Origin of the sequence: Streptomyces sp. NPDC006624 (assembly GCF_040611555.1) — a bacterium.
In the GTDB taxonomy this organism is placed as follows: domain Bacteria; phylum Actinomycetota; class Actinomycetes; order Streptomycetales; family Streptomycetaceae; genus Streptomyces.
The window spans coordinates 30,944-57,111 of the sequence record NZ_JBEXOM010000003.1 but is presented as its reverse complement, the minus strand read 5'-3'; the positions used below and the strand labels follow the sequence as shown (position 1 = coordinate 57,111).

General features: G+C 72.2%; 23 protein-coding genes and 1 riboswitch. Of the genes, 1 reads left to right on the top strand and 22 read right to left on the bottom strand.

Annotated elements, in window-relative coordinates; all coding sequences use genetic code 11:
- Positions 1 to 54: 54 nt before the first annotated feature.
- Both ABZY20_RS06685 and ABZY20_RS06680 read right to left on the bottom strand, forming a co-directional pair.
- On the bottom strand, positions 55 to 990 hold the full coding sequence (locus tag ABZY20_RS06685) for a peptidoglycan DD-metalloendopeptidase family protein (protein WP_356437569.1): 936 nt from the start codon (positions 988 to 990) through the stop codon (positions 55 to 57).
- Positions 991 to 994: 4 nt separating this feature from the next.
- Positions 995 to 1,155, bottom strand: a riboswitch (cyclic di-AMP (ydaO/yuaA leader).
- Between the two features lie 309 nt (positions 1,156 to 1,464).
- Positions 1,465 to 3,540, bottom strand: a complete 2,076-nt coding sequence (locus ABZY20_RS06680) for an alpha-galactosidase (RefSeq protein ID WP_356437566.1) — start codon at positions 3,538 to 3,540, stop codon at positions 1,465 to 1,467.
- Positions 3,541 to 3,732: 192 nt separating this feature from the next.
- On the opposite strand from ABZY20_RS06680, the gene ABZY20_RS06675 reads away from it, so the two are divergent.
- Positions 3,733 to 4,530 (top strand): tyrosine-protein phosphatase, encoded by a 798-nt coding sequence (locus tag ABZY20_RS06675; RefSeq protein WP_356437563.1) that lies wholly within the window; start codon positions 3,733 to 3,735, stop codon positions 4,528 to 4,530.
- 7 nt (positions 4,531 to 4,537) lie between these two features.
- On the opposite strand, the gene ABZY20_RS06670 is transcribed toward ABZY20_RS06675, so the two are convergent.
- The 20 genes from ABZY20_RS06670 to ABZY20_RS06575 form a co-directional block, all read right to left on the bottom strand.
- Entirely contained in the window at positions 4,538 to 4,657 is a 120-nt protein-coding gene (locus ABZY20_RS06670) for a DUF6126 family protein (RefSeq protein WP_356437560.1), read from the bottom strand.
- The gene (locus ABZY20_RS06665) at positions 4,654 to 5,295 is read right to left on the bottom strand and encodes an XRE family transcriptional regulator (RefSeq protein WP_356437557.1); all 642 of its coding nucleotides are present in this window, start codon (positions 5,293 to 5,295) and stop codon (positions 4,654 to 4,656) included. Before ABZY20_RS06665 ends, ABZY20_RS06670 begins: the two co-directional genes overlap by 4 nt.
- A gap of 74 nt (positions 5,296 to 5,369) precedes the next feature.
- Positions 5,370 to 6,785, bottom strand: a complete 1,416-nt coding sequence (locus ABZY20_RS06660) for an aspartate aminotransferase family protein (RefSeq protein ID WP_356437554.1) — start codon at positions 6,783 to 6,785, stop codon at positions 5,370 to 5,372.
- Positions 6,782 to 8,677 carry a 1-deoxy-D-xylulose-5-phosphate synthase gene (dxs, locus tag ABZY20_RS06655; protein WP_356437552.1) on the bottom strand — a complete coding sequence of 632 codons (1,896 nt, stop codon included), beginning with the start codon at positions 8,675 to 8,677 and terminating at the stop codon, positions 6,782 to 6,784. The genes ABZY20_RS06660 and dxs overlap by 4 nt, the downstream gene beginning before the upstream one ends.
- Positions 8,678 to 8,705: 28 nt before the next feature.
- Positions 8,706 to 9,863 (bottom strand): flavodoxin-dependent (E)-4-hydroxy-3-methylbut-2-enyl-diphosphate synthase, encoded by a 1,158-nt coding sequence (gene ispG / locus ABZY20_RS06650; RefSeq protein ID WP_356437549.1) that lies wholly within the window; start codon positions 9,861 to 9,863, stop codon positions 8,706 to 8,708.
- A 4-nt stretch (positions 9,864 to 9,867) separates the two neighbouring features.
- Entirely contained in the window at positions 9,868 to 10,890 is a 1,023-nt protein-coding gene (gene hpnH / locus ABZY20_RS06645; RefSeq protein ID WP_356437546.1) for an adenosyl-hopene transferase HpnH, read from the bottom strand.
- A 5-nt stretch (positions 10,891 to 10,895) separates the two neighbouring features.
- Positions 10,896 to 11,537 (bottom strand): 1-hydroxy-2-methyl-2-butenyl 4-diphosphate reductase, encoded by a 642-nt coding sequence (locus ABZY20_RS06640; RefSeq protein WP_356437543.1) that lies wholly within the window; start codon positions 11,535 to 11,537, stop codon positions 10,896 to 10,898.
- Positions 11,537 to 13,528: a squalene--hopene cyclase gene (gene shc, locus ABZY20_RS06635; protein WP_356437540.1), complete on the bottom strand. Its 1,992-nt coding sequence runs from the start codon at positions 13,526 to 13,528 to the stop codon at positions 11,537 to 11,539. Before shc ends, ABZY20_RS06640 begins: the two co-directional genes overlap by 1 nt.
- Positions 13,529 to 13,650: 122 nt before the next feature.
- On the bottom strand, positions 13,651 to 14,784 hold the full coding sequence (locus tag ABZY20_RS06630) for a polyprenyl synthetase family protein (protein WP_356437537.1): 1,134 nt from the start codon (positions 14,782 to 14,784) through the stop codon (positions 13,651 to 13,653).
- The gene (gene hpnE, locus ABZY20_RS06625) at positions 14,784 to 16,196 is read right to left on the bottom strand and encodes a hydroxysqualene dehydroxylase HpnE (RefSeq protein ID WP_356437535.1); all 1,413 of its coding nucleotides are present in this window, start codon (positions 16,194 to 16,196) and stop codon (positions 14,784 to 14,786) included. The genes ABZY20_RS06630 and hpnE overlap by 1 nt, the downstream gene beginning before the upstream one ends.
- On the bottom strand, positions 16,193 to 16,351 hold the full coding sequence (locus tag ABZY20_RS06620; protein ID WP_356438647.1) for a DUF6380 family protein: 159 nt from the start codon (positions 16,349 to 16,351) through the stop codon (positions 16,193 to 16,195). Before ABZY20_RS06620 ends, hpnE begins: the two co-directional genes overlap by 4 nt.
- A 308-nt stretch (positions 16,352 to 16,659) precedes the next feature.
- A complete protein-coding gene (gene hpnD / locus ABZY20_RS06615) occupies positions 16,660 to 17,610 on the bottom strand; it encodes a presqualene diphosphate synthase HpnD (protein ID WP_356437532.1) in 951 nt (316 codons plus the stop codon).
- Positions 17,607 to 18,509, bottom strand: coding sequence for a squalene synthase HpnC (hpnC, locus tag ABZY20_RS06610; protein ID WP_356437529.1), 903 nt, complete (start codon positions 18,507 to 18,509; stop codon positions 17,607 to 17,609). Before hpnC ends, hpnD begins: the two co-directional genes overlap by 4 nt.
- A 359-nt stretch (positions 18,510 to 18,868) precedes the next feature.
- A complete protein-coding gene (locus ABZY20_RS06605; RefSeq protein ID WP_356437527.1) occupies positions 18,869 to 19,648 on the bottom strand; it encodes an ABC transporter ATP-binding protein in 780 nt (259 codons plus the stop codon).
- Positions 19,641 to 20,570, bottom strand: coding sequence for an ABC transporter permease (locus ABZY20_RS06600; protein WP_356437524.1), 930 nt, complete (start codon positions 20,568 to 20,570; stop codon positions 19,641 to 19,643). Before ABZY20_RS06600 ends, ABZY20_RS06605 begins: the two co-directional genes overlap by 8 nt.
- Positions 20,571 to 20,678: 108 nt before the next feature.
- The gene (locus ABZY20_RS06595) at positions 20,679 to 21,551 is read right to left on the bottom strand and encodes a glycosyltransferase (protein WP_356438645.1); all 873 of its coding nucleotides are present in this window, start codon (positions 21,549 to 21,551) and stop codon (positions 20,679 to 20,681) included.
- A 5-nt stretch (positions 21,552 to 21,556) separates the two neighbouring features.
- Entirely contained in the window at positions 21,557 to 22,336 is a 780-nt protein-coding gene (locus tag ABZY20_RS06590) for a CDP-alcohol phosphatidyltransferase family protein (RefSeq protein WP_078603352.1), read from the bottom strand.
- On the bottom strand, positions 22,314 to 23,375 hold the full coding sequence (locus ABZY20_RS06585) for an iron-containing alcohol dehydrogenase family protein (RefSeq protein WP_356437521.1): 1,062 nt from the start codon (positions 23,373 to 23,375) through the stop codon (positions 22,314 to 22,316). Before ABZY20_RS06585 ends, ABZY20_RS06590 begins: the two co-directional genes overlap by 23 nt.
- Positions 23,363 to 24,115, bottom strand: a complete 753-nt coding sequence (locus ABZY20_RS06580; RefSeq protein ID WP_356437519.1) for a phosphocholine cytidylyltransferase family protein — start codon at positions 24,113 to 24,115, stop codon at positions 23,363 to 23,365. The genes ABZY20_RS06585 and ABZY20_RS06580 overlap by 13 nt, the downstream gene beginning before the upstream one ends.
- The gene (locus ABZY20_RS06575; RefSeq protein WP_356437517.1) at positions 24,112 to 25,926 is read right to left on the bottom strand and encodes a DUF5941 domain-containing protein; all 1,815 of its coding nucleotides are present in this window, start codon (positions 25,924 to 25,926) and stop codon (positions 24,112 to 24,114) included. Before ABZY20_RS06575 ends, ABZY20_RS06580 begins: the two co-directional genes overlap by 4 nt.
- Between the last annotated feature and the right edge of the window lie 242 nt (positions 25,927 to 26,168).

Here is a 26,168-nt window from a genome sequence, read left to right as displayed (position 1 = left end):
GGGATCGGGGTCCGGCCTTCGGTGTGCGTGTCAGGCAGGTGGTCGTGCGGTCGGTCAGCCGATGGAGACGCCGTGCGAGCGCAGGAAGGCGACCGGGTCCACGTCCGAGCCGTAGTCCGGCGTGGTGCGGATCTCGAAGTGCAGGTGCGGCCCGGTGACGTTGCCGGTCGCACCGGACAGGCCGACCTGCTGCCCGGCGGTCACGGCCTGGCCGGCCGAGACGGAGAGCTGGGACAGGTGGGCGTACTGGGCGTAGCTGCCGTCGGCGAGCCTGAGGACGACCTGGTTGCCGTACGCGCCGCCCCACCCGGCGGAGACGACCGTGCCCGCGCCGACGGCCTTCAGGGAGGTGCCGGTCGGGACGACGAAGTCGACACCGGTGTGGTAGCCGCTGGACCACATGCTGCCGGACATGCGGTACGGGGTGCCGACGGTGGCACCGTCCACCGGGGCGCTGTACCCGCTGGCGCTGGTCTCGGCGGCCGGCTTCGCGGCGGGCTTGGCGGCGGCCGGCTTCGCGGCGGTGCCGGCCTTGGAGGAGGACTCGGCGGCGGAGGACTTCTTCGCCTGCTTCTCGGCCGACGCCTTCGGCGCGGACGACTCGGCCTTCGGCGCGGACGCCGCCTTCTTGCCGAGGGACAGCTTCAGACCCGGGTGGATGAGCGACGGGTCGTCGCCGACGGCGTCGCGGTTGTCCGAGTAGAGCTTCTTCCAGCCGCCGCTGACGTTCTGGTCGTCGGCGATCTTCGCCAGGTAGTCCCCGGCCTTCACGGTGTACGTGCGGGTGGTGGCGGCCTTTTCGGCGCCCTGCTTCCCGGCGGCCGGAGCGGACTGGACGGCCTTTTCCGGAGCCGACTGCGGGGTGGCAGCGTGGGCGCCGGCGGCACCCATGAGCGGAAGGGCGAGAGCGGCGCCGCCGGTTCCGGCGACGGCGATGGAGCGGGTGAAACGCTGGGTTTTCGGACGGCGGTGCTTACCCTTCGCGGGCATGGCGAATTCCTCTCCGGCGCCTGCGAGGTGAGCTGTCGGGTGCGGGCTGGAGATGCCCGGCCGCGCCGAGGCGTGGCTTAACCCCAAGCCGTTCCGGGAACCGGAACAGGCGTCGTACCTGTGGGTCCCCCGCTCCTGCCGTACACGGGTCAGTGTGTGCGGGCTCCGGGCGGCGGCAGGATTAGGCGTCCGTCCGGATTGGTGTGGAACGTAAGCGACCAAGACGCAACCGGACAAGCTTGCGGTTGCCCGTGACGGCGTTTTCCTTGACGCGCCGCCACATTTCCCGTCACCGAGCGTGGATTACGGATCTCCGGTTTCCCTCAATAGCCCTGATTGACGCCGCAATTACGTGCACATGGCGACGACACATCGTCACGAATATGACGATGGTCACGCACCCTGTCCACAACCCCTTTACGAACGGGGCACGTTATGGCGAAGCGCCCTAAGCACCCCATTCGGACAGAACGACTACTTCCGCTTAAGGCGGACGACCGCGGCGTCGAGGTCCCCGCGCAGCCCGACCCGCAAACCGTGATGCAGCAGGACACCTCCTCGGTGCACTTCGCCCGTTTCGGGGCATTCGTACGTCGCCGCCGGGTCGAGCCCGCGCAGCCGGAGTGCCGGGACGGGCTCGCCGTAGCGCTGCGCCTGGAGCCAGGCGAGGACGACCGCCTCGTCGCCGAGGACGTACTGCACGGCACTGAGGCCGCCCTCCGGAGGCCGCAGCCGGTAGAGGTCCCCGCGCTGCACCACGGGGCGGATCTCCTTGTAGAGCCGCACCCACCCGCCCGCCTCGGCGAGCTCCTCCCGGGTCCACCGGGTGAGATCGCCGCCGATCCCCAGCACACCGGCCATGGCGCTGACGAACCGGAAGCGCAGGGAGCTGGACCGGTGGTTGAGCATGGCGTTCGGGCTGTCGGTGACCCAGGCGGCCATCACGCGCGCGGGGTGGATCTGGCTGAAGCCGTGCTGGATGGCGAGCCGGTCCAGCGGGTCGGTGTTGTCCGAGGTCCACACCTGGTCCGTGCGGCTCAGCACACCGAGGTCGACGCGCCCTCCGCCGCCCGAGCAGGACTCGAAGGCCACGCCCGGGTGCGCGGCCCGCAGCCGGTCGAGCAGGGCGTACAGGGCGCGCACGTGGTCGACCCACAGTCGCTGCGGGTAGGGGTCGTCCGGCCAGCCGGCGTCGGTGAAGCAGCGGTTGAAGTCCCATTTGACGTAGTCGATCGGGGCGCTGGACAGCAGCCCGTCGAGCCGCTCCCAGAGGTACTCCCGGACGTCCTCGCGGGCGAGGTTCAGCACCAGCTGATTGCGGAACTCCGTCCGCTTTCGTCCCGGTTGGTACTGCACCCAGTCCGGGTGGGCGCGGTACAGCTCGCTGTCCGGGTTGACCATCTCGGGCTCGACCCAGATCCCGAACCGCATACCGAGGCCGTGCACGTGGCGGGCGAGCGGCCCGAGCCCGCCGGGGAAGCGGTCCGGGTTGGGCGTCCAGTCGCCGAGCCCGGCCCGGTCACCGGTGCGCGCCCCGAACCAGCCGTCGTCGACCACGAACAGCTCGACCCCCAGGGCGGCGGCCCGCTCGGCCAGCGCCCGCTGCTGCTCCTCGGAGATGTCGAAGCCGGTGGCCTCCCAGGAGTTGAACAGCACCGGCCGGTCGCGGCCGGCGTCCGGGACGACGTGGTCGCGCTGATAGGCGTGCCAGGCGCGGCTCGCCCCGCCGAAGCCGCCGTCGCTCCAGAGCCCGGCGAAGACGGGTGTGGTGTACGCCTCCCCCGGGCCGAGCGTCAGCAGGCCCGAGTCGTCGTGTCCGGCGCCGCCGGTGATCTGCACGCGCGCGTCCGGGAGCCGGGCGACGGCGATCCGCCAGGACCCGGACCAGCCCAGGGCGCAGCCGTAGACCTCGCCGCGCTCCTCCGTCGCGTCGGTGTCGAGGGCCACCCAGGGCAGGTGCTGGTGGGAGGTGTGGCCGCGGCGGCTGCCGAGGACCTTCTCGCCGGGCGTGAGCTCGGAGCGCGCCAGCCGGGACTCGGCGCCCCAGCGGCCGTGCAGCTGGGACAGCCGCCAGGTGTCGCGCTCGGGCAGGGTCCAGGTGGCGGAGTCGGCGCGCAGCACCTCGACGGCCGGTCCCCGGTTGTCCAGGCTCACCCAGCGCTCGACGACGTCGGTGGCCGGGGGCATCCGGTAGTGCAGCGTGATGAGCAGCCCGCCGTCGCGGAAGCGCAGCCGCAGCTCGCCGTCGTCCGCCTCGTGCCCCTCGTAGACCCACTCGGTGCCGCGCCGCCCGGCGCCGCGCACGGACAGGGCGGGGCGGGTGAAGCGGGGGCCACCCTCGACCGGGTACTCCTCGCGCCCGTCGAGCGAGGACTCGAAGGGCCAGTGATCGGGGAGCGGCCGGGCGGCGAGGGCCTCGGCGTCGGCCAGGGCGATGCGCGGGCCCCAGTGCAGGTGCAGCAGTTCGTCCCGCTCCGTGATGTGGAGCGCGTAGCTGCTCGCCGGGCCGGAGAGCACCCAGGTACGACCGTCTTCGGAGATGTCCGGCATCACGCCCCCACGGATTCGAACAAGCCCGACCAGGTCCGACCAGGCACCAACATCATCGAGGGGCCCGGGCGCTCCGGGCAACGCCTGTGGACAACTCATTGTGGACAACTCATTGCCCCAGGCAGGCATGTCGTATGGTCGGGTGTGCCCGCCGACGAGCCGCGGCGGCGGCGCCGACTGGGAGGAGCCCCCGTGACACAGCAGGTCCCGTCGACCGAACCCGAGCTGGCCGGAGTGCGCAACTTCCGCGATGTGGGCGGACTGCCGACCGTGGACGGACGGCGGGTCCGGCAGGGCGTGCTGTACCGCAGCGGTCACCTGGCGCACGCGACCGGTGAGGACGCCGCCTTCCTGACCACCCTGGGCCTGCACACGATCTTCGACTTCCGCAACGCGGCCGACCAGAAGCTCGAAGGGCCGGACGTCTCCCTGCCCGGCGTGCGCAATGTGAACCTGCCGCTGAGCGACCCGGCCGACGGCGCGGAGTTCTGGAAGATGGTCCGCGACGGCGACCTGGACCAGCTGCGCGCGATCCTCGCGGACGGCAAGGGCGCGGAGCGGATGATCGCCTCCTACCGCATGATCATCAAGGAGCGCACCGCCGAGCACTCCCAGGTGCTGCACGCGCTCGCGGAGGACAGCGTGCCGGTGCTGATGCACTGCGCGGCGGGCAAGGACCGCGCGGGCCTGTCGGTCGCGGTGACGCTGCTCGCGGTGGGCGTCGAGCGCGACGCGATCGTCGACGACTACCTGAAGTCCAACGCCAAGCACCGCCGCTACAAGGTGCACCGCAGCAGCTCGCACGCCTCGGCCTACTCCGCCGAGGTCATGGAGCTGCTCAGCCCCCTCTTCGACGCGCGCGCCGAGTACCTGGCGACGGCCTTCGAGACCATCGAGGAGACCTGGGGCGGTGTCAGTCCCTACCTGGAGAAAGGGCTGGGGCTCGCTCCCGAGACCCGGGAGCGGCTGCGCGAGCGGCTCCTCGACTGAGGCGCGGTCAGCGGTTGCCCGCCTCGAACAGGAAGTAGACGAACGCCGCGAAGACGTGCCCCATCACGAGGTAGATGAACAGCCGCACCCACAGGGCGCGCGGGAACTTGTCCTCGATGTCGCTCATGACAGGTCTCCGGGGGTGGGCCCCAGGCACAACGCGGCCGTGGGGCTCTGCAGCAGGGTGTGGACGAAGAGCAGGTCTACGCCGTCGTGGTCCTCGGCGGCGATGCGGTGCGGGGTGAGCGAGTCGAAGTGCGCGCTGTCGCCCGGCGACAACCGGTGCGCGGTGTCGCCGAGGCGCAGCCGCAGCCGGCCGCGCAGCACGTGGAGCCACTCCTCGCCGGGGTGGACGCGCACGATGTCGCCCTGGGAGCCGTACGGGACGTGGACCCGCAGGGCCTGCATCCCGCGGCCGGACGCGCCGGCCTGCCAGTAGGTCCAGCCGCCCGCCGCCGTCGGCTCCATGTCGGCGGCGCGTACGACGGCGTCCCGGCCGGCGACCGTCTCGCCGAGCAGTTCGGAGACCGTCGTACCGTAGACCCGGGCGAGCGTGAGCAGCATCGGCAGCGAGGGCTGGCGCTGCCCGGTCTCCAGACGGGACAGGTGGGCGGGCGACAGCCCGGCGGCGCGGGCCGCGGCCTCCAGGGTCAGGGCGGCCTGGCGTCGCAGCGCCCTCAGCTGCGGCGCGACGGCGGGCAGCGCGTCGGGCCGCCCGCCCGGCGAGTCGGTCTCGGGAGGCCGCTCGGCCTCGGAGGAGCTCATGCCTTCATTCAGCCCGACCCTTGCCTCTACGGCAAATTTCTTGCCTGACAGGCAAAACCCGAGGGTTCGGAGTGTCAGCGGTTGGCGACCGCCTGCTTCACCAGTGTCTTGCCGAAGTCCCACACCAGGCCGCCGTGGTGCGCGTCGTCCATCACGGCCGTGAAGGCGTCGACGAACCGGTCGACCTCCCGCTCGCCGATGATCAGCGGCGGGATCAGCTTGATCACCTCCATGTGGTCGCCCGAGACCTGGGTCAGGATGCGGTGGCGCTGCAGCAGCGGCACCACGACCATCTGCGCGAACAGCCCCTTGCGGGCGGCCTGGAGCATGGCCCAGCGGCTGCGCAGCCGCAGCGAATCCGGCCGGCCGAACTCGATGCCGATCATCAGCCCCCGCCCGCGGACGTCGGCGAGCAGCTCGTACCGGTCCACGAGCGCCGCCAGCCGGGACCGCAGCCGCTCCCCGGTGGCCCGGACGCCCGCGACGATCTGGTCGTTCTCCATCACGGACAGCACCGCGAGCCCGGCCGCCATGGCCTGCGCGTTGGAACCGAAGCTGGCCGAGTGGACCAGCACCCGGTCCATGGACGAGTAGACCTTCTTGAAGATCCAGTCCTTGCCGATCGTCGCGCCCACCGGCACATAGCCGCCCGAGAGCGCCTTCGCCACGCACACCAGGTCGGGCTCGACGCCGTCCTCGTGCTGGTAGGCGTAGAAGTCGCCGGTCCGTCCCAGGCCCGTCTGCACCTCGTCGGCGATGAGCAGCGCCTTGTGCCGGTGCAGCAGCTCCTGGGCGGCGAGCAGATAGCCCGGCGGGGCCTCCAGCACGCCCTTGCCCTGGATCGGCTCGACGATCAGGGCGGCGACGTCGCCCTTGCGCAGCTCCCTCTCCAGTGCGTCGAGGTCGCCGAGCGGTACGGCCGTGTCGGGCAGCAGCGGGGCGAAGCCGTCGCGGAAGCCGGACTCGCCGTTGACGGACAGGGAGCCGGTGGTCAGGCCGTGGAAGGCGTGCGCGCAGTACAGCACCCTGGGCCGGCCGGTCACGAACCGGGCGAACTTCAGGGCGCCCTCGACGGCCTCGGTGCCGCTGTTGCCGAAGAAGACCCGGTCCAGGTGCGGGCTGTGCGCGAGCAGCTTCTCGGCCAGCAGCCCGGGCAGCGGCTGGCAGTCGAACCGGGTGAGGTCGGCGAGGCGCGCGTCCAGGACGTCGTGCAGCGCCTTGCGGACCACGGGGTGGTGGCGGCCGAGGCCCATCACCCCGAAGCCGGCGAGCATGTCCAGGTAGTCGTCGCCGTCCGCGTCGTAGAAGTAGGCGCCCTCGGCGCGCTCGTAGACCTTGTCGAAGCCGATGGTGTGCAGCATGCGCGGGAGCTGGTGGTTGAGGTACCGGCTGTGCAGCTCGTAGCGCTCGGCTCCGCGGTCGGCCAGCAGCCTGCCGAGGTCGAACTCCCCGGCCTGCGACGACTCCGACGCGGATTCGGCGGTTGTCATTCCTGTGGCTCCTTGGACAGCTCTTCCCTGACGGTCAGGCTCGCGCTGATCCGTCCGGCGATCTCGACGGGGGTCAGGCCGATGTCGGCGAGCACCTCACCGCGCTTGGCGTGCGCGAGGAACTGCTCCGGGATCCCGAACCGCCGCACCGGCACATCGACGTCGGCGTCCCCGAGGGCCAGCGCCACGGCCGAACCGACCCCGGCGGCACGGCTGTTGTCCTCGACGACGGCGACCAGGCCGTGCTCGGCGGCGAGGCCCGGGAGCGCCGGGTCGACGGGCTTGACCCAGCGGGGGTCGACGACGGTGCAGCCGATGCCGCGCGCTTCGAGCAGCTCGGCGGCCTGGAGGCAGACCGGCGCCATCACGCCCACGGCCACCAGCAGGACCCGCGGCTGCGGGGACCGGTGCAGCACGTCCAGTCCTCCCACGCGGTCCACGGCGGGGACGGACGGGCCGACGGACTCCTTCGGGAAGCGCACCAGGGTCGGCGCGTCGTCGACGGCGACCGCCTCGCGCAGCTGGGCGCGCAGCTGGTCGGCGTCCCGGGGCGCGGCGATCCGCAGACCGGGGACGACCTGGAGCACCGACATGTCCCACATGCCGTTGTGGGAGGCCCCGTCGACGCCGGTCACCCCGGCCCGGTCCAGGACGAAGGTCACCCCGCAGCGGTGCAGCGCGACGTCCATCAGGAGCTGGTCGAAGGCGCGGTTGAGGAAGGTGGCGTAGACGGCGACGACCGGGTGCAGGCCGCCCGTCGCCAGGCCCGCGGCGGAGACGGCCGCGTGCTGCTCGGCGATCCCGACGTCCCAGACCCGGTCAGGGAACCGCTCGGCGAATCCGCCGAGGCCCACCGGGTGCAGCATGGCGGCGGTTATCGCCACCACGTCCTCGCGTTCCTCGCCGATGCGGACGATCTCCTCACCGAACACGGAGGTCCAGGACGGGCCGCCCGCGGGTGAGAGGGGCGCGCAGGTCAGCGGGTCCATGACGCCGACGGTGTGGAAGTGGTCCTCCTCGTGGGCGAGGGCGGGCTCGTAGCCGCGGCCCTTCTCCGTGAGGCAGTGGACGAGCACCGGCCCGTGGAAGCGTTTGGCGCGCCGCAGCGCGGACTCCACCGCCCCGACGTCGTGCCCGTCGATCGGCCCGACGTACTTCAGGCCCAGGTCCTCGAACAGGCCCTGCGGGGCGAACGCGTCCTTGAAGCCCTTCTTCGCGCCGTGCAGGGCCTCGTAGACGGTGCGGCCGACCAGGGGCGTCGCCTGGAGCACCTCCTTGCCCCAGGCCAGGACCCGCTCGTAGCCGTCGGTGGTGCGCAGGGTCGCCAGGTGGTTGGCGAGGCCGCCGATGGTGGGCGCGTAGGAGCGCTCGTTGTCGTTGACGACGATGATCAGCGGGCGGTTCTTGGCGGCCGCGATGTTGTTGAGGGCCTCCCAGGCCATGCCACCGGTGAGCGCCCCGTCACCGATGACGGCGACAATGTGGCCGCTGCCTCCCTGCACCCGGCGGGCCTTGGCGAGCCCGTCGGCCCAGCCGAGCGCGGTGGAGGCGTGGCTGTTCTCGATGACGTCGTGCTCGGACTCGGCGCGGGACGGGTAGCCGGACAGGCCGCCCTTGCCGCGCAGCTTGGAGAAGTCCTGGCGTCCGGTCAGCAGTTTGTGGACGTAGGACTGGTGGCCGGTGTCCCACAGGATGCGGTCGGCCGGCGACTCGAAGACCCGGTGCAGGGCGATGGTCAGCTCCACCACGCCCAGGTTGGGTCCCAGATGGCCGCCGGTCCTGGCGACCGCGTGCACCAGGAACTCCCTGATCTCGTCGGACAGTTCCCCCAGTTCCGCCTCGGACAGCGCCTTCAGGTCGCGTGGTCCCCGGATGCTCTCCAGAATCGTCACGCTCGGGCCCCCTTCGATTCCGTGCTGCTCAGCTCACGGTGACGGCCGGCTCCCCCGGCCCCACGCCGTCCTGCTCCATCTGCTCGGCGAGCTTCATGGCCTCGTCGATCAGCGTCTCGACGATCTTCGACTCGGGGACGGTCCTGATGACCTCGCCCTTGACGAAGATCTGGCCCTTGCCGTTGCCGGAGGCCACCCCCAGATCGGCCTCCCGCGCCTCGCCGGGGCCGTTGACGACACAGCCCATGACGGCGACGCGCAGCGGCACCTCCATGCCCTCCAGCCCGGCCGTGACCTCCTCGGCCAGCTTGTAGACGTCGACCTGGGCGCGGCCGCAGGACGGGCAGGAGACGATCTCCAGCCGGCGCTCCCTGAGCCCCAGCGACTGCAGGATCTGGATGCCGACCTTGACCTCCTCGACGGGCGGCGCCGACAGCGACACCCGGATCGTGTCGCCGATGCCCCGGGACAGCAGCGCGCCGAAGGCGACCGCCGACTTGATCGTGCCCTGGAACGCCGGGCCCGCCTCCGTCACGCCCAGGTGCAGCGGGTAGTCGCACTGCTCGGCGAGCTGCCGGTAGGCCTCGATCATCACGACCGGGTCGTTGTGCTTGACGGAGATCTTGATGTCCCGGAAGCCGTGCTCCTCGAACAGGGACGCCTCCCACAGCGCGCTCTCCACGAGCGCCTCCGGGGTGGCCTTGCCGTACTTCTGCAGCAGCCTGCGGTCCAGCGACCCGGCGTTGACGCCGATCCGGATCGGCGTGCCGTGGTCCCGTGCGGCCTGCGCGATCTCCTTGACCCGGTCGTCGAACTGCTTGATGTTGCCGGGATTGACGCGGACGGCCGCGCAGCCCGCCTCGATGGCCGCGAAGACGTACTTGGGCTGGAAGTGGATGTCGGCGATCACCGGGATCTGCGACTTGAGGGCGATGGTCGCCAGCGCGTCCGCGTCGTCCTGCGTGGGGCAGGCGACCCGGACGATCTGGCAGCCGGACGCGGTCAGTTCGGCGATCTGCTGCAGCGTCGCGCCGACGTCCGCGGTGCGGGTCGTCGTCATCGACTGCACCGACACCGGGGCCCCGCCCCCGACCGGCACCGGGCCGACCTGGATGCGGCGCGAGGGCCGCCGCCCGGCGACCGGTCGCGCCGGCACCTCGGGCACGCCCAGCGAGATGGCGGTCATGGCGTCACTCCCGGTTCCCGGAGACCGTCTCGCGCAGGGCGCGCAGGGACTCCTTGAGCGATCCCATGGTGGCGAGCACGGCGGTGGGCTCGTAGCCGCAGTGCGCCATGCAGTTGGCGCAGCGCGGGTCCTTGCCGCGGCCGTACTTGTCCCAGTCGGTGTCCTCGACCAGCTCCCGGTACGTCGGCACGTACCCGTCGCTCATCAGGTAGCAGGGCCGCTGCCAGCCGAAGAGCGAGTAGTTCGGGATCGCCCAGGCCGTGCACGGGAAGTCGACCCTGCCCTCCAGGAAGTCCAGGAAGAGCGGGGAGTGGTTGAGCCGCCAGCGCCGCCGGTTGCCGCCCGCGAAGGCCTTCTTGAACAGCTCGCGGGTCTGCTCCACGCCGAGGAAGTGCTCCTGGTCGGGGGCCTTCTCGTAGGCGTAGGCGGGCGAGATCATCATCTCGTCGACCTGGAGGTCGTCGTTGAGGAAGTTCAGCACCTCGATGACGGTCTGCGGGGTGTCGGTGTTGAAGAAGGTCGAGTTGGTGGTGACCCGGAAGCCGCGCCGCTTGGCCTCCTTGATCGCCTCCACGGCCTCGTCGAAGACGCCCTCCTTGGCCACGGACTCGTCGTGCCGCTCGCGCAGCCCGTCGATGTGCACCGCGAAGGCGAAATAGGGAGAGGGCTGGAACTTGTCCATCTTCTTGCGCAGCAGCATGGCGTTGGTGCAGAGGAAGACGTACTTCCGCTTGGCCACCAGCTGGCGCACGATCTCGTCGATCTGAGGGTGCATCAGCGGCTCGCCGCCGGCGATCGACACCATCGGGGCACCGGACTCCACGACCGCCCCCACGGCCTGGGCGACCGGCATCCGCTGCTTGAGCACCCCGGCGGGATGCTGGATCTTGCCGCACCCCTCGCACTTGAGGTTGCAGGCGAACAACGGCTCGAGTTCCACGATCAGCGGGAACTTGTCCCGCCGCCGGAGCTTCTGTTCAGCCAAATACGTAGCGACCTTGATGGACTGTCGGAGCGGCATGGCCATCTGGCTCACCTCCTGGGGAGCAGCAAGGAACGGTGCCATTCGAAGAAAGCGGGAAGGACGGAGCGAAGGACGCGGAAAGCCGATATTCCACCGCGTACCGTGCCGATCCGGACGAGTTCATGTTCAGGAGCGTCCACGACCACCCGGACGGCCGCAACCGGGCGCTCGCCCGCGCGCACGGCGCTCAGGAGCGTGATGGCCGACTCCATGTCGACCGCGATGGCGCCGGTCGCGAGCAGGGCGGACCGCTCCGGGCCGCGGACGACGTGGTCGGAGCCGGTCAGCGGCCCGGTGTGCACGGTCCGCCCCGGCACCGCCCGCCCCAGCTCCTCGACCAGCAGCTCGGTCCCGACGCAGGGGGTCGTGCCGCTCGGGTCGCGGGTCTCCTCGGCGACGACCAGGTCCCCGGGGTGCATGCCGGGCGCGAGGCCCGCGCAGAAGCCGGTGGCGAGGACGGCGGCGTCGCGCAGGCCGGGCCCGGCCAGCACGCGGGTGACGGCCCGCTCGGCCGCGGCCGGTCCCATGCCCGTGCGCAGCACGGTGACCGGCCCTCCGGCCCCGCCCCGGCCGCCCGCGCGCAGGGCGACCTGCTCGATGCCGAGCGCGCAGGCGATCAGCAGCGGGGCCGGGGCGGGCTGTGCGCTCATCAGCCCCCCTGGTGCCGGTCGGCGAACGGCTCACCGTGGACGTACCGGCCGAGCGCGGTCAGCGGGAACACCTGCCGGTAGAGGTGGTAGTTGATCGAGAAGTCCCACGGGAAGCCCGTGCCCGTGAAGTACGGCTCGTCCCAGGAGCCGTCCTCCCTCTGGGTGGCCGCGAGCCAGGCGACGCCGCGTTCGACGGCCTTGGAGTCCCGCTCCCCCGCGGCGAGCAGCGCCATCAGCGCCCACGCCGTCTGGGAGGCGGTCGAGGCGCCTCTGCCGCTCCATGCCCGCACATGCCGGTAGGAGCGCAGGTCCTCGCCCCAGCCGCCGTCGTCGTTCTGGACCGACTCCAGCCAGGTCACCGCCCGCCGGATCGCCGGGTGCGCGGCGGGGATGCCTGCGGCGACCAGGGCGGGCACGACGGACCCGGTGCCGTAGACGTAGTTGACGCCCCAGCGCCCGAACCACGAGCCGTCCGGCTCCTGTTCGGCCAGCAGCCACTCGACGCCGCGCCGGGTGCGCGGGTCGTGGGCGAGGCCCTCGGCGGCGAGCATCTCGACGACGTGCGCGGTGACGTCCGCGGAGGGCGGGTCGATGACCTCGCCGAAGTCGCAGAACGGCAGCCGGTTCGGGAAGGGGCTGGTGTTGTCGGCGTCGAACGCGGCCCAGGCGCCGTTCCTCGACTGCATGCCGAGGGTCCAGCGCACGCCGCGGCCGATGGCCCGGTCGACCCGCTCCGGGTCGTGGTGGGCGATCCGGCGCAGCGCGAGGATCACCTCGGCCGTGTCGTCGATGTCGGGGTAGTTGTCGTTGTGGAACTCGAACGCCCAGCCCCCGGGCGGCAGTCCGGGCCGCCGCACCGACCAGTCGCCGGGCCGGACGATCTCCTCGCCCAGCATCCAGTCGGCCGCCTTCACCAACTGCGGGTGGTCGGCGGGCAGTCCGGCGTCGACGAGCGCGATCGCGGCGAGGCAGGTGTCCCACACCGGCGACTGGCAGGCCTCGATCATCCGGGCCCCGTCCTCGCGCCACACGGCGAAGCGGTCCAGGGACGCCAGCCCTTCCCGCATCACGGGGTGCTGGAGGTCGTAGCCGAGCAGGTGCAGGGCGATGACCGAGTAGACGGCCGGGGGCTGGATGCCGCCCCAGCAGCCGTCGTTCTCCTGGCGCTCGATGATCCAGCGGGCGGCGCTGTTCATGGCGGCCCGGCGCAGCCGGCGCGGCACGGCCCTGCGCAGGACGTGCAGGCCCTTGTCCATCCGCTGGAAGGCCCCGTCCCAACTGAACGGGCTCGCCAGGGGTGTGCGCGGGTTCGGGTGGTCCGGGTCGGTGTGCAGCTCGTCGAGCGGGAAGGGCGCGGGGCGGACCGGGCGCTTCGCGGAGACGATCGTCAGCGGGACGATGGTCTGCCGGGCCCAGCAGCCGAAGTCGTAGATGTTGAGCGGCACCCACTTCGGGAAGAAGACCAGCTCGGGCGGCAGTTCGGGCAGGTCCTCCCACTTCCACCAGCCGAACAGGGCCAGCCAGATGCGGGTGAAGACCCGGGCCGCGGCGATACCGCCCTGCGCGCGGATCCACGCCGAGGCCTTCGCCATGTGGGGGGCGTCGGGCGCGTCCCCGGCCAGACGGAGGGCGACGTAGGCCTCCACGGTGGTGGAGAGTTCGCCGGGGCCGCCGTAGAAGGTGGCCCAGGTGCCGTCCTCGCGCTGTTCGCCGCGGATGAAGAGGGCGGCGGCCTGTGTGGTCTTCTCGTCGCGGATGCCGAGGAACTGACGGAGCAGCAGGTCCTCGGCGTCCATCGTGACGTTGGTCTCGAGGTCGCCCTTCCACCAGCCCTGGGCGTCCTGGCGGGAGAGCAGGTGGTCGGTGGCGCGCCGGACGGCGCGGGCGGCGGTTTCGGATGCCCCGGCCGCCCCGGGGGTGTCGGTGTCGCTGGCCGCGGCGGCGCGGGGCGGCAAGGTGGCCCCGGTGCTTCCGTCGGTCGTCGCTGTCATGGCTTCCCCTTCGTGCAGTGGTGCAAGGTGTGCAGCTGCTGTGGGTCCGCCGTCGGCCGGTGCTCCGAGTGGTCTCGCGGCACCGGCCGGCGACTACGCGAGGGCTATTCGGCCGATGGTGATCATCTCTTCCGTACGACGACGAAGTCCGCGAGCGCCGTGAACTGCTCCCGCACCCGGTCGGGCATGTCCACGGCGTCGAGGGCCTCGATGGCGATGGTGTGCTGACGGCGTGCCTCGTCGGCGGTCCACTCGCGGCCGCCCGCCTCCTCGATGAGGGCGGCGCGGGCCGCGAATTCCTCCTCGGAGAAGTTCTCGAAGTCGCTGGCCTTGGCGTCGGCGGCGAGGAGCTCGCCGAGCCGCTCGGAGGCGGAGCCGCCGGCGGCGAGCGCGGCCACGACCGGCAGCGACTTCTTGCGCTGGCGCAGGTCGCTCCAGGTCTGCTTGCCGGTGGAGACCGGGTCGCCCCAGATGCCGAGCAGGTCGTCGACGGCCTGGAAGGCGAGGCCCAGGTGGTAGCCGTACTTCTCCAGCGTGTCGGCGGTGCGGTCGTCGGCGCCGCCGAGGACCGCACCGATGGAGCTGGCGCAGGCGAGCAGGGCGCCGGTCTTGTTGCCCTCCATCTCCAGGCACTCCTCGACGCTGACGCGGTCGCGGTGCTCGTAGGAGATGTCCTGGGCCTGGCCGTCGATCAGGGCGCGGGACGCGGTGGTCAGACGGCGGGTGGCGCGGCCGGCCTCGACGGTGCCGAGTTCGAGGAGCACCTCGTTGGCGAGGGCGAACAGGGCGTCGCCGACCAGGATGGCCTGGGCGGGGCCGTGCACCTTCCAGACCGTGTCGCGGTGGCGGCGCTGCTCGTCGCCGTCCATGAGGTCGTCGTGGAGAAGGGAGAAGTTGTGGACCAGTTCCACGGCGACGGCGCCGGGGATGCCGGTCTCGGGCGCGGCGGACATGACCTCGGCGGACAGCACGGCGAGGGCGGGGCGCACGGCCTTGCCGCCGTCGCCCTCGGCGGGCCTGCCCTGGGCGTCGATCCAGCCGAAGTGGTAGGCGGCAACAGTGTCCATGGGAGGTGCCAGGCGGTCGACGGCCGCCCGCAGTACCGGAGTGGCCAGGGTCCGGCCGCGCTCCAGCAGCGCGGTCACGTCCACCGCCTCGGCAGTCCTCGAGGCCGGGGGCACAGTGGGCACAGTCTCTCCTCTTGTTGCGGTACCGGGGGTGCGGGGGCCGCCCGCCGCGTGGTGCCGAGCGAGCATCACGCCGCCTCCTCGAACTCGAAGAGGTGGCGCGGGCGGGGCCGGCCCAGGGCGCCCAGCACGGCGTCCGCCGCGCTCACACCACTGCGGACCGCACTCTCCATGGTCGCGGGCCACCCGGTGGCGGTCCACGCTCCGGCCAGGTAGAGGCCGGGTGCCTTGGTGCGGGCGCCGGGCCTGAGGCGCCCGACGCCGGGGGTGGGAGCGAACGTCGCGGTGCGCTCCCGGGTGACGAAGAAGTCCTTCACTACGGCGCCGCGGGTGAGCGGCAGCAGCCGCTCCAGCTCGGGCAGGTACCGCTCGCGCAGCACGGCGACGGGTTCGTCGATCTCGTCCTGGGCCGCCGACTGCGACACGGCGAGGTACTGCCCCGCGCGCAGCCCGGACGCCTCGGTCCGGTCGAAGACCCACTGCAGCGGGCTACTGAGGGCGGTGAGGAACGGCCGGCCGAGCACCTTGCGGTCGTACACCACATGGACGTTGAGGATCGGCGCGGTGCCGATCTCCAGGAGGCGCTCGGGTGCGTCGAGGGCACCGGCGGGCAGCAGGCCGTGCGCCTCGCGCTGCGGTACGGCGAGGACGACCGCGTCGGCCCGGAGGGTCTCGCCGGGGACCGTCACGCTCCACCGGCCGTCCGCGCCGCGGGAGACGGAGGTGACGCGGGTGCGGACCTCGGTGCGCACACCCGCGGAGTCGAGCGCCGTGCGGGCGAGGCGGTCGTGCAGGTCGCCGAGCGGGACGCGGGCCCAGCCGATGTCGGCCGCGCCCGGGTCGGACAGCAGACCGGTCTTGAACACCATCGCGGCGAGCGCCAGGGAGGCGTCGGAGGCGACCGCGTTGAGGGTGGCGACCCCGACCAGGTCCCACAGGGCCTCGACGGCGCGCGCCGACTGGCCGTGCGCGGTCAGCCAGCTGCCGAAGTCCCGCTCGTCCAGCGCCGGATCGGCGGGGTCGAGTCCGTGGAGCGCGAGCGCGGCCCGGCCGACCCGGGCGCGCTCGGCGAGCGACAGGTGCGGATAGGTGGCCAGGCTGCGGCCCAGGTGCAGGGGCACGGGCAGCGCGTCGCGCCGCAGCCTGCCCAGCCGCCGCCCCTCGGGACGGGCGACGTCCACCACCGGTACGTCGAGCCGGTCCTGCAGCGGGGCCAGTGCCGCGCCCTCGATGCGGTCGAGGAACCAGCGGTAGGCCGTGCAGCAGCGCAGGTAGACGTGCTGTCCGTTGTCGACGGTCAGCTCGCCGCGCCGGAAGGAGAAGGCGAGTCCGCCCAGGCGGGGCCTGCCCTCCAGCAGGGTGACGCGCACTCCGGCGTCGGCGAGGGCGAGCGCGGTGGTGACGCCGGCGAGCCCGCCGCCCACCACGACGGTGTGCCGTCCGTCGGCGACCGGTCCCCGGGACCGTGTGCCGTGGGTCATCGCGCACCCTCCCCCACGGCCCGGTCGTGCCGCCCTCGCGGTGCACGGGCCGTCTGAGTCAGGGACGCCGTACCGAGCCGGAGGGTTGCCCGCCGGTTCTCCGCGACGGGGCGGCGCAACGGGGTCCCGCAGCGGTGCCCTGCCGCCGGGGCCACGGAGGCGGAGCCGCCCGGCACCGCGGCGGGCCTGGGGCATCGCCCCGCGCGGCGTGCCGGCGCCGTGCCACGGCCGGCACGGCGCACCGCGCACCGCGCCTCGCGGCGGGACGGGACGGCACCACCCCGGCCGCCGTCTGTGTCCCCGTGGACCGGTCCGCTGCTCTGCCCCGCGCGGCGTGCCGACCAGAGGCCACGGAGGGCATAGCGCACCGCGCACCGCGCCGCCTCGCGGCGGGACGGGACCGCACCACCCCGGCGGACGGGCACCCGGCCGACGGTGGTGTCCTCCTGGACCGGTGTGCTGCTCACACGCGCCTCCTGACGGCCCGTCGGGTCACGTGCCGGGCGTCCAGACCGGACAGTCCGCGCACCGCGACGTACGCCTTCTCCCGGCCGGGCAGCGAGACCCGGCCGCGCAGGACGGCCTCCGGGTCGCGCTCGATGCGGTCCAGCAGCCGGCGGTAGATGCCGGCCATGGCGGCGACACAGGCTCCGCTGCGCCGGTCGAGCATGGGCAGCAGACGGTAGCCCTCGGCGAACAGGGCGCGGGCGCGCCGCACTTCGAAGTGCACCAGGCCCGCGAAGTCGGAGCCCTCCGGGGGTCTCGGCCCGCTGAAGCCGGCCGAGCAGCCGAACTTGGCGAGGTCGTCGGCGGGCAGATAGGTGCGGCCGCCCTCGGCGTCCTCGCGGACGTCCCGAAGGATGTTGGTGAGCTGGAGCGCGAGACCGAGCGTGTCGGCGTACTCGGGCGCGCGCTCGACGCCGCGCGCCCCCGGTTGGGTGCCGAACACCCCGAGCGAGAGCCGCCCGATGGCGCCCGCCACACAGCGGCAGTAGACCTTCAGGTCGTCCCAGGTCTCGTACGTCTCACCGCGGACGTCCATCTGGACGCCGTCGATCAGCTCGTCCAGGCCGCCCAGCGGGATCGGGAAGTGCGCGGCGGCGTGCGCGAGGGCGACGGCGACCGGGTCGGTGTCGTCCTCCTCCGTGGCGCCCTCGCGGATCCGGGTGAGCAGCGCCCGGGTCTCCTCCAGCCGGGCGACCTTGACGTCGTCGGCGAGCGGGCCGTCGCCGATGTCGTCGACCCGCCGCGAGAACGCGTAGAGCGCCGACATCGCCCGCCGCTGGGCCAGCGGCAGCAGGCGGATGCCGTAGGCGAAGTTGCGGGCCTGCCGCCCGGTGACGGCCTCGCAGTAGCTGTAGGCGGCGAGTACCGGCGGGGACGCGTGTGGTTCCGACTCCACGGTCCGGATCACCCCTCTCCTCGCAGAGTCACGCCCACCTCACGCAGCAACCGGACCTTGCCGGGCTTGGGCGGGCCGGGAAGTACGTCGTAGCCGGCGGCGGCGATCGCGCCGACGGCCGCCCTTCCTCCCGCCACGAACCCCGCGAGCAGCAGCTTCAGCCTGCCGCGGACGCTGCCCACCAGAGGGGCGCCCTCATCCAGCAGGTCACGGGCCCGCTGTGCCTCGTAGGCGATCAGCGCGCGGACCGACGCCCCGGCGGTCCGCGCGGCGAGGTCCGTCTCCTGGACGTGGAAACGCTTCAGGTCGGCGGCGGGCAGGTACACGCGGTCGCGGGCCAGGTCCTCGGCCACGTCCTGGAGGTGCTCGACGATCTGCAGAGCCGTGCAGATCATGTCGGAGCGGCGGATCCGCTCGGGGGTCGAGGTGCCGGTGACGGCGAGGACCAGACGGCCGACGGGGTTGGCGGACAGCTCGCAGTAGGCGAGCAGGTCGTCGTAGGTCTCGTAGCGGCTGACCAGCTGGTCCTGGCGGTTGGCGGCGATCAGGCCGAGGAACGGCTCGGGGGTCAGCGCGCAGCGGCGGACGGTCGGCTGCAGGCGGCGCAGCAGGGGGTGACGGGGCGTGGAGCCGAAGACCCTGCGCAGGTCGGTCTCGAAGGCGTCCAGCAGGACCGTGCGGTCCCCGGCCTCCCGCGGGGAGACCCCCAGCAGGCGGGCGTCGGCGCCGTCGGGGGCCAGGTCGCCGTCGCCGATGTCGTCGACCAGACGGGCGAAGCCGTAGACGGCCATGAGGTCGTCGCGCCAGGCCCGGGGCAGGAAGAAGGGGGCCACGGGGAAGTTCTCGCCCGCGGCCTTGTCGAGGGTGGCGCGCTCCGGGTCGAGGGCGCGCGCCGTGCCGGTTCCCGTCACCGCCGGCTGCCCGGAGCGGGGACGGCACGTGCTGCGTGGAGCTGGGGAGTTTCCGTAGCCATCGCCGTCACATCTCCCGTTCTACACTGCCGACCCAATACGCACTATTTCGGACACGCCGCCCAGCCGTCCGCTCGATGCCCCGACGGGCGGTGTCGCGCATTATTGCCCTGATTGCCGTGTTTCGGGACCGGTACAGCTTACGTTGTACAACGCGTCGGGGTTCGTCAGGGTGTCCCGCACCTTTCGGGAACATGCCGATCGGTCCCAAGATTCCTGTCATGCGCCGGAGTTGACGTTTCCTTTGCAGACGCGGGGCCCCGCCGGAACAGTTCCGCCGGGGCCCTGGCCGGGCCGGGTCACTTGCCGGTGAACTTCTCGTACTCCTTGAGCACCTCGTCCGTGGGGCCGTCCATGCGCAGTTCGCCGCGCTCCAGCCACAGGACGCGGTTGCAGGTGTCGCGGATGGACTTGTTGTTGTGACTGACCAGAAACACCGTGCCGGCTTCCTTGCGCAGCTCCCGGATGCGGTCCTCGGAGCGCTTCTGGAACTTGCGGTCGCCGGTGGCGAGGGCCTCGTCGATCATCAGGACGTCGTGGTCCTTGGCGGCGGCGATGGAGAAGCGGAGCCGGGCCGCCATGCCGGAGGAGTAGGTGCGCATGGGCAGGGTGATGAAGTCGCCCTTCTCGTTGATCCCGGAGAAGTCGACGATGTCCTGGTAGCGCGCCTTGATCTCCTCGCGGGACATGCCCATGGCGAGCCCGCCCAGTATGACGTTGCGCTCACCGGTGAGGTCGTTCATCAGGGCCGCGTTGACGCCGAGCAGCGACGGCTGGCCGTCGGTGTAGACCTTGCCGCTCTCGGCGGGCAGCAGACCCGCGATGGCGCGCAGCAGGGTGGACTTGCCGGAGCCGTTGGAGCCGATCAGGCCGATGGCCTCGCCCCGGTAGGCGATGAAGGAGACTCCCCGGACCGCGTGCACCTTGCGCACACCGCGCTCCTCGCCGCGCTTGAGGATGCGGCTGAGGGCCGCGGTGGCGCTGCCCTTGCCGGACTTGGCGCCGTTGACGCGGTAGACGATGTGCAGGTCGTCCGCGATGACGGTGGGGATCCGCTCGTCCTGCTTCTGGTCAGCCACGGCCGTACCTCTCCTCCGCCTTCCAGAAGTACACGAAGCCGCCGACGGCGAACAGCACGGCCCAGCCGCCCGCGACCGCCCACACGTGGTCGGGCAGGTAGCGCGAGCCGTAGTCGTCGATCAGGGCGAAGCGCATCAGGTCCATGTAGATCGCGGCCGGGTTCCACTGCAGGACGTTCGCGATCCAGGCCGGCTTGTCCGCAAGGAAGATGGGGATGGAGAACATCACGCCGGACGCGTACATCCAGGTCCGCATCACGAACGGCATGAGCTGCGCGAGGTCGGGGGTCTTGGCGCCCGCCCGGGCCATGATCAGCGCGAGGCCGGTGTTGAAGCAGAACTGCAGGACGAGCACCGGCACGATCAGCAGCCAGGACAGGTCCGGGTAGTGGCCGAAGCCGACCGTGACGGCGAACAGCACGATCATCGAGAACAGCAGCTGCTGGAGCTGCTGCAGCGCGAAGGAGATCGGCAGCGAGGCGCGCGGGAAGTGCAGGGCGCGCACCAGGCCGAGGTTGCCGGAGATCGCCCGCACGCCCGCCATCACCGAGCTCTGCGTGAAGGTGAACACGAACACGCCCGTGACCAGGAACGGGATGTACACGTCGCGGGTCATGCCCCGGTCGGCCTCCAGGAGCAGGCCGAAGATGAAGAAGTACACGGCCGCGTTCAGCAGCGGCGTGGCCACCTGCCACAGCTGGCCGAGCTTGGCCTGGCTGTACTGGGCGGTCAGCTTCGCGCGGGAGAAGGCGAGGATGAAGTGCCGCCGGTCCCAGAGCTGACGGACGTACTCGATGAGGGAGGGCCGGGCGCCGCTCACGCTCAGCCCGTGCTTGGCGGCGAGTTCCCTCGCCGTGAGGCCCTCGTCGGGCGCCGCGGGCGCGCTCACCGCGACCGTGGCGTCGTGCGTTGTCTCACTCACCAGTTGAAACTTTCGTCTTCGAGATACGCGGCCTGTGCGGGCCTGCATGAGCCGGGGCCAGGGTACGGCCCCCTCGGGCACTCCCGGGTACTCCCGGACACGAGCTTGTCAGATGACGGGGGGCCGGCCCAGACGGGTCAGCCGCCACACCGTACGCCACTTCATGGGCCGGCGCGTGCCGCAGGGGCTGGTCCAGCCCTCGCGGAATCCGCCGAACCAGGCGCGCAGGGCGGGGCGGGAGGGACGGCGCAGGAGGGTCAGCAGCAGCCACACCCCGAGGTAGACCGGGACGAGGGGCGCGGGCAGGTTGCGGCGGGCCAGCCAGACGCGGTTGCGGGCGACCATGCGGTGGTAGACCGCGTGCCGCGAGGGAGCGGTCGTCGGGTGGTACAGCACCATGTCGGACCGGTAGTCGATCATCCAGCCGGCGTCGAGCGCCCGCCAGGCCAGGTCGGTCTCCTCGTGGGCGTAGAAGAACTCGTCCGGGAGCCCGCCGACGTCGGCGAAGACGCGGGTGCGCACGGCGTTGGCGCCGCCGAGGAAGGTGGTGACCCGGGAGGAGCGCATCGGGTCGGCGGCGCGCAGCCGGGGGACGTGGCGGCGCTGGGTGACGCCGGTGTCCGGGTCGGCTATGCGGAAGCTGATGATGCCGAGCCGCGGGTCGGCCTCGAACGCCTCGCGGCACAGCTGCGCGGTGTCGTGGCGGGCGAGCAGGCCGTCGTCGTCGAGGAACAGCAGGACGTCGGCGTCCCGGCCGGCCGGGCCGAAGGCCTCGATGCCGACGTTGCGGCCGCCGGGGATGCCGAGGTTCTCGGGCAGCTCGATGGTGCGGACGCCCTCGGGGACGTCCGGGACGGGCGAGCCGTTGCCGACGACGACCACCTCGACCGGGTCGCCGTCCTGCTTGGCGACGGAGTCGAGGAGGGCGCGCAGCTCGTCGGGGCGGTTGCCCATGGTGATGATGACCGCGCCGACCTTCATGCCGCTCACTTCAGCCTGCTGGAGGCGAGGATCGACACCAGGTGCAGCAGGGTCTGCACCAGGGCGATGCCGGCCAGCACCGCCACGCCGAGCCGGGTGAAGAACAGGTCGCCGCGGATCTGGTCGGCGATCGCCAGGGCCAGGATCAGCAGGGACGCCTCGATGCCGAGGATGAGGCGGTGGAACTTCAGGGCCGCTGCGGCCTTGCGGGCCAGGGCCATGCCGGAGGAGCGCATCTCGGCGGCGGCCTCCTGGACCGGCGGCTTGCCGGCCTGGTGGCGGGCGACGCCGACGAGGTCGGTCTCGGCCTTGATCAGGATGGCGCCGAGGGCGGCCAGGGTGCCGAGGAAGGCCCACAGCCAGTCGATGCGGCCGCTGCCCCACAGGTCGGCGGCGCGCAGGCCGAAGCCGGTGAGCACGGCGGCGTCGGTGAGGTAGGCGCCGACGCGGTCCAGGTAGACGCCGTTGAGGGAGTACTGCTTCTTCCAGCGGGCGATCTCGCCGTCGACGCAGTCCAGCAGCAGGTACATCTGGACGCAGACCACGCCGAGCACGGCGCCCGTGATCCCCGGCACGAGCAGTGCCGGGGCCGCGAGTACACCGAAGACGGTCATCAGGTACGTGAGCTGGTTGGGCGTGACCCTGGTGTTCACCAGGTAGCGGTCGACCCGCAGGGACACCTCGCGCATGTAGAGGCGCCCCATCCAGTGCTCACCGCTGCGCCGGTCCTTCACCCCTGCGGGGTGAACGACGGGGCGGAGTTCAGCTACCGATGGCCTTGACATAGTCGGTGTAGGTGTCCTTGATCTGTTCGGGGTTCAGGTCGAGGTGTTCGAGGATGGTGTAGCGGCCGGGCCGGGTCTCCGGGGCGAACTCGACGGCCTTGACGAACTCGTCCGTGCTGAAGCCGATCTCGTCCGCCAGCACGGGCAGCCCGTGCCGGCGCAGCACCTCGGCCATGTACGCCGACTCCTCGTGCGCCCCGCGCAGCCACATGGCGAAGGCCGCGCCGAGTCCGCACTGCTCGCCGTGGGCGGCGGCCCGCTTGGGGTAGAGCAGGTCGAAGGCGTGGTTGATCTCGTGGCACGCCCCGGAGGACGGCCGCGAGTCACCCGACACGGACATGGCGATGCCGCTGAGGACCAGCGCCTCGGCGAGCACCTGGAGGAAGTCGTTCTCGCCGATGCCGCCCGGGTGCCGCAGCACGGCCTCGCCGGCCTGGCGGGCCATGGCCGCGGCGAGACCGTCGATCCGCTCGCCCTTGACGCGGTTGGCCAGCTCCCAGTCGGCGATCGCCGAGATGTTGGAGACGGCGTCGCCGATGCCGGCGCGGACGTAGCGGACGGGAGCCTCGCGGATCACGTCCAGGTCGATGACGACCGCGATCGGGTTCGGCACACCGTAGGAGCCGCGGCCCGCGTCGTTGTCGAGGGTGGCGACCGGCGAGCACAGTCCGTCGTGCGCGAGGTTCGTGGGCACCGCGACCAGGGGCAGGCCGACGCGCGCCGCGGCGAACTTGGCGCAGTCGATGATCTTGCCGCCGCCGAGGCCGACGACCGCGTCGTAGTGCCCGGCCTTGATGTCGTTCGCCAGCCGGATCGCGTCGTCGAGGGTGCCGCCGCCGACCTCGTACCAGGTGGCGCCGGGCATGCTCGGCGTGATGCGCTCGCGCAGCTTGGCGCCCGAGCCGCCGCTGACGGCGACGGCGAGACGGCCGGAGTGCGAGATGCGCTCGTCGGCGAGCACGCACGCGAGGTCGTCGAGGGCACCCGGGCGGATGTCCACGACGAGCGGCGAGGGAATGAGCCGCGTCAGTACCGGCATGCGATCTCCCGTCCCCGTGCGAGGTCGTCGTGGTTGTCGATCTCGACCCACTGGACGTCGCCGATCGGCGCCACGTCGATGCGGAAGCCGCGGTTGACCAGCTCCTGGTAGCCGTGCTCGTAGAACTGCTGCGGGTCGGCCTCCCAGACGGCCCGCAGCGCGTCGGCCAGCTCGGGGGCCGCGTCGCCCTCGATGAGGGTGACGCCGATGTACTCACCGGTGGCCTCGGCGGGGTCCATCAGCTTGGTGATCTTCGTCATGCCCTTGGCGGGGTCGACGACGACCTTCATCTCCTCGTCGGCGAGCTGCTTGACCGTGTCGAGGGCGAGGATGATCTTCTTGCCGTCGCCGCGGGCGGCGAGCAGCGTCTTCTCGACGGAGACCGGGTGGACGGTGTCGCCGTTGGCGAGGATCACGCCGTCCTTGAGGGCGTCACGGCCGCACCACAGGGAGTAGGCGTTGTTCCACTCCTCGGCCTTGTCGTTGTCGATCAGGGTGAGCTTGAGCCCGTACTTGGCCTCCAGCGCCTCCTTGCGCGCGTACACGGCCTCCTTGCGGTAGCCGACGATGACCGCGACCTCGGTGAGGCCGATCTCGGCGAAGTTGCCGAGGGTCAGGTCGAGGACCGTGGGCTCGCCCTCTATGCCCGCGGGGCCCACCGGCACCAGTGCCTTGGGCAGGGTGTCCGTGTAGGGGCGCAGACGCCGGCCGGCGCCGGCCGCAAGCACGAGGCCGATCATGCGGTTTCTCCTTCATCGTGTACGGCGGGCGCGCCACCCTTGTGGGCGGCCACCCAGAAGCGGATGCTCTCGACGAGCACCACCAGGGCCACGGCCACGGCGAGGACCGTGAGCGCGGCCTTGAACTGCGAGGCGGTGAGCAGTGCGGCGAGGACGGTGACGAGCAGCGTCCGTCCCTCGTGCCCCCCGATGGAACGCACCAGCCAGGCGGGGGGCGCTCCGGCGTTGCCGCGGATGCGGTACACCGTGTCGTAGTGATGGTAGGCGACCGCCGCAACCAGCCCGAAAGCCGCCGGAAGGGCTCCGTTCACGTCCGCTTTCGCCGCGAGGACGAGGACGGTGCCGTACTCCGCGGCGCGCAGGAACGGCGGGACCAGCCAGTCCAGGGCGCCCTTGAGGGGGCGGGCGACGGCGAGGGCCGAGGTCAGGACGTAGGCGACGGCGGCGACGACCGGCCAGGGGCCGCCGAAGCCGGTCAGCGCGGACGTGAGGACGACGGCGAGGGCGCCGAGCAGGGCGACGGCCGGGACGGCGAAGCCCGGCAGTCCGCGCGCGGGGCTCTTGAGCACCCCGGCGAGGCCCTCGGCGAGCGGGCCGCTGTCCGCGAGGTCCGCCAGGGCCGCGGCGGCCCGGTCGGTCCGCCGTGCCTTGCGGGTCAGGGAGCGCAGCACCCGGCCCGCCGTGGTGTAGGCGGCCGCGAACGCGCAGCCGACGAGCAGCGCGTAGAAGGTGATGCGCGGGGTCGTGACGGCGGTGAGGACCGCGATCATCGCCCAGCGTTCGCCGATGGGCAGGACGATCATGCGGCGCACCCAGACCGTCCAGCCGACGCTGTCGAGCTTGTCGGAGAGGGCGGCGGTGGGGCTCGTGTTGGCGGTGGCGTCGTGGTTGGCCTCGTTGAAGGAGAAGTCCACGACGTGCCGGCAGGTCTGCAGGACCATGGCGCCCAGGGCCAGGGCCCAGACGTCGTCGCCGCCGCGGGCGGCGCCGAGGGCGAGGCCGGCGTAGTAGGCGTACTCCTTGGCCCGGTCGAAGGTGGCGTCGAGCCAGGCGCCGAGCGTGGAGTACTGCAGGGAGTAGCGGGCGAGCTGTCCGTCGGTGCAGTCCAGCACGAAGGAGGCGATCAGCAGCACGCCGGCCGCGACGAAGCCGCCCCGGGTGCCGGTGGCCGCGCACGCCGCCGCTATGAGCGCGGTGAGCAGGGACGCGGTCGTGACCTGGTTCGGGGTCAGGCCGCGGCGGGCGCACCAGCGGGCGAGGTACTTCGAGTACGGGCTGATGCAGAAGGTGGTGAAGAAGCCGTCGCGGGACTTCACGGCCGACTTCAGGCGTACGGCCTCGTCGTCGACGTCCGCCACGGCCTGCCGTGCCTCGTTGCGGGCCTGCGGGTCGGCGGGGACGGCGGCGACGAGGCTGCCCAGCTCGGGGCGGTGCACGTCGGTGCCGTCGGCGTCCAGGGCGGTGAGGACGCGGTCGGCGAGGCTGTCGACGAGGGTGGTGCCGCCGCCCGCGGAGTTCTCGCGGGCCATCGCCCGGGTCAGGGCCTGGCGGCCGGCCGGGCGGGCGGTGACGGCACCGGGGATCGCGGCCACGGGGAAGCGGGGGTCGGTCAGGCCGAGGCGCAGCGCGTGCACGTGCCCCACGAACCGGGCGTCGACCAGGGCGACGCGCTCGTCGCCGGGCACCTCGGCGAGGAGGGTCTCGGCCTCGGCGGCGTCGGTCGCGACCCGGACGTCGAATCCGAGGGACCGCAGATCACTCTCGATCGACGATCCCGGGACCGGCTGACCGGTGAGGATGGCGGTCGACAACCGAATTCACTCCCTGGGTACCGGCGCGCCGCGCCGGTGCTGTGCATGATGGGGGCGGCCGCGCGGGCAGCTCCCCGGGCGGCATGTCGGCAGAGGCTATCGGATGCGGGGAAGGCCGCGTTCACCGGCTGTTGGGCGGATCGATCGACGCAGTTCGCACAAGTCTTTGCCGCGATCATCATCGGGGATCCCGGGCCCGCCCCACAAACCGCGGTTCCAGACCGGACATCGGGGGACATTGC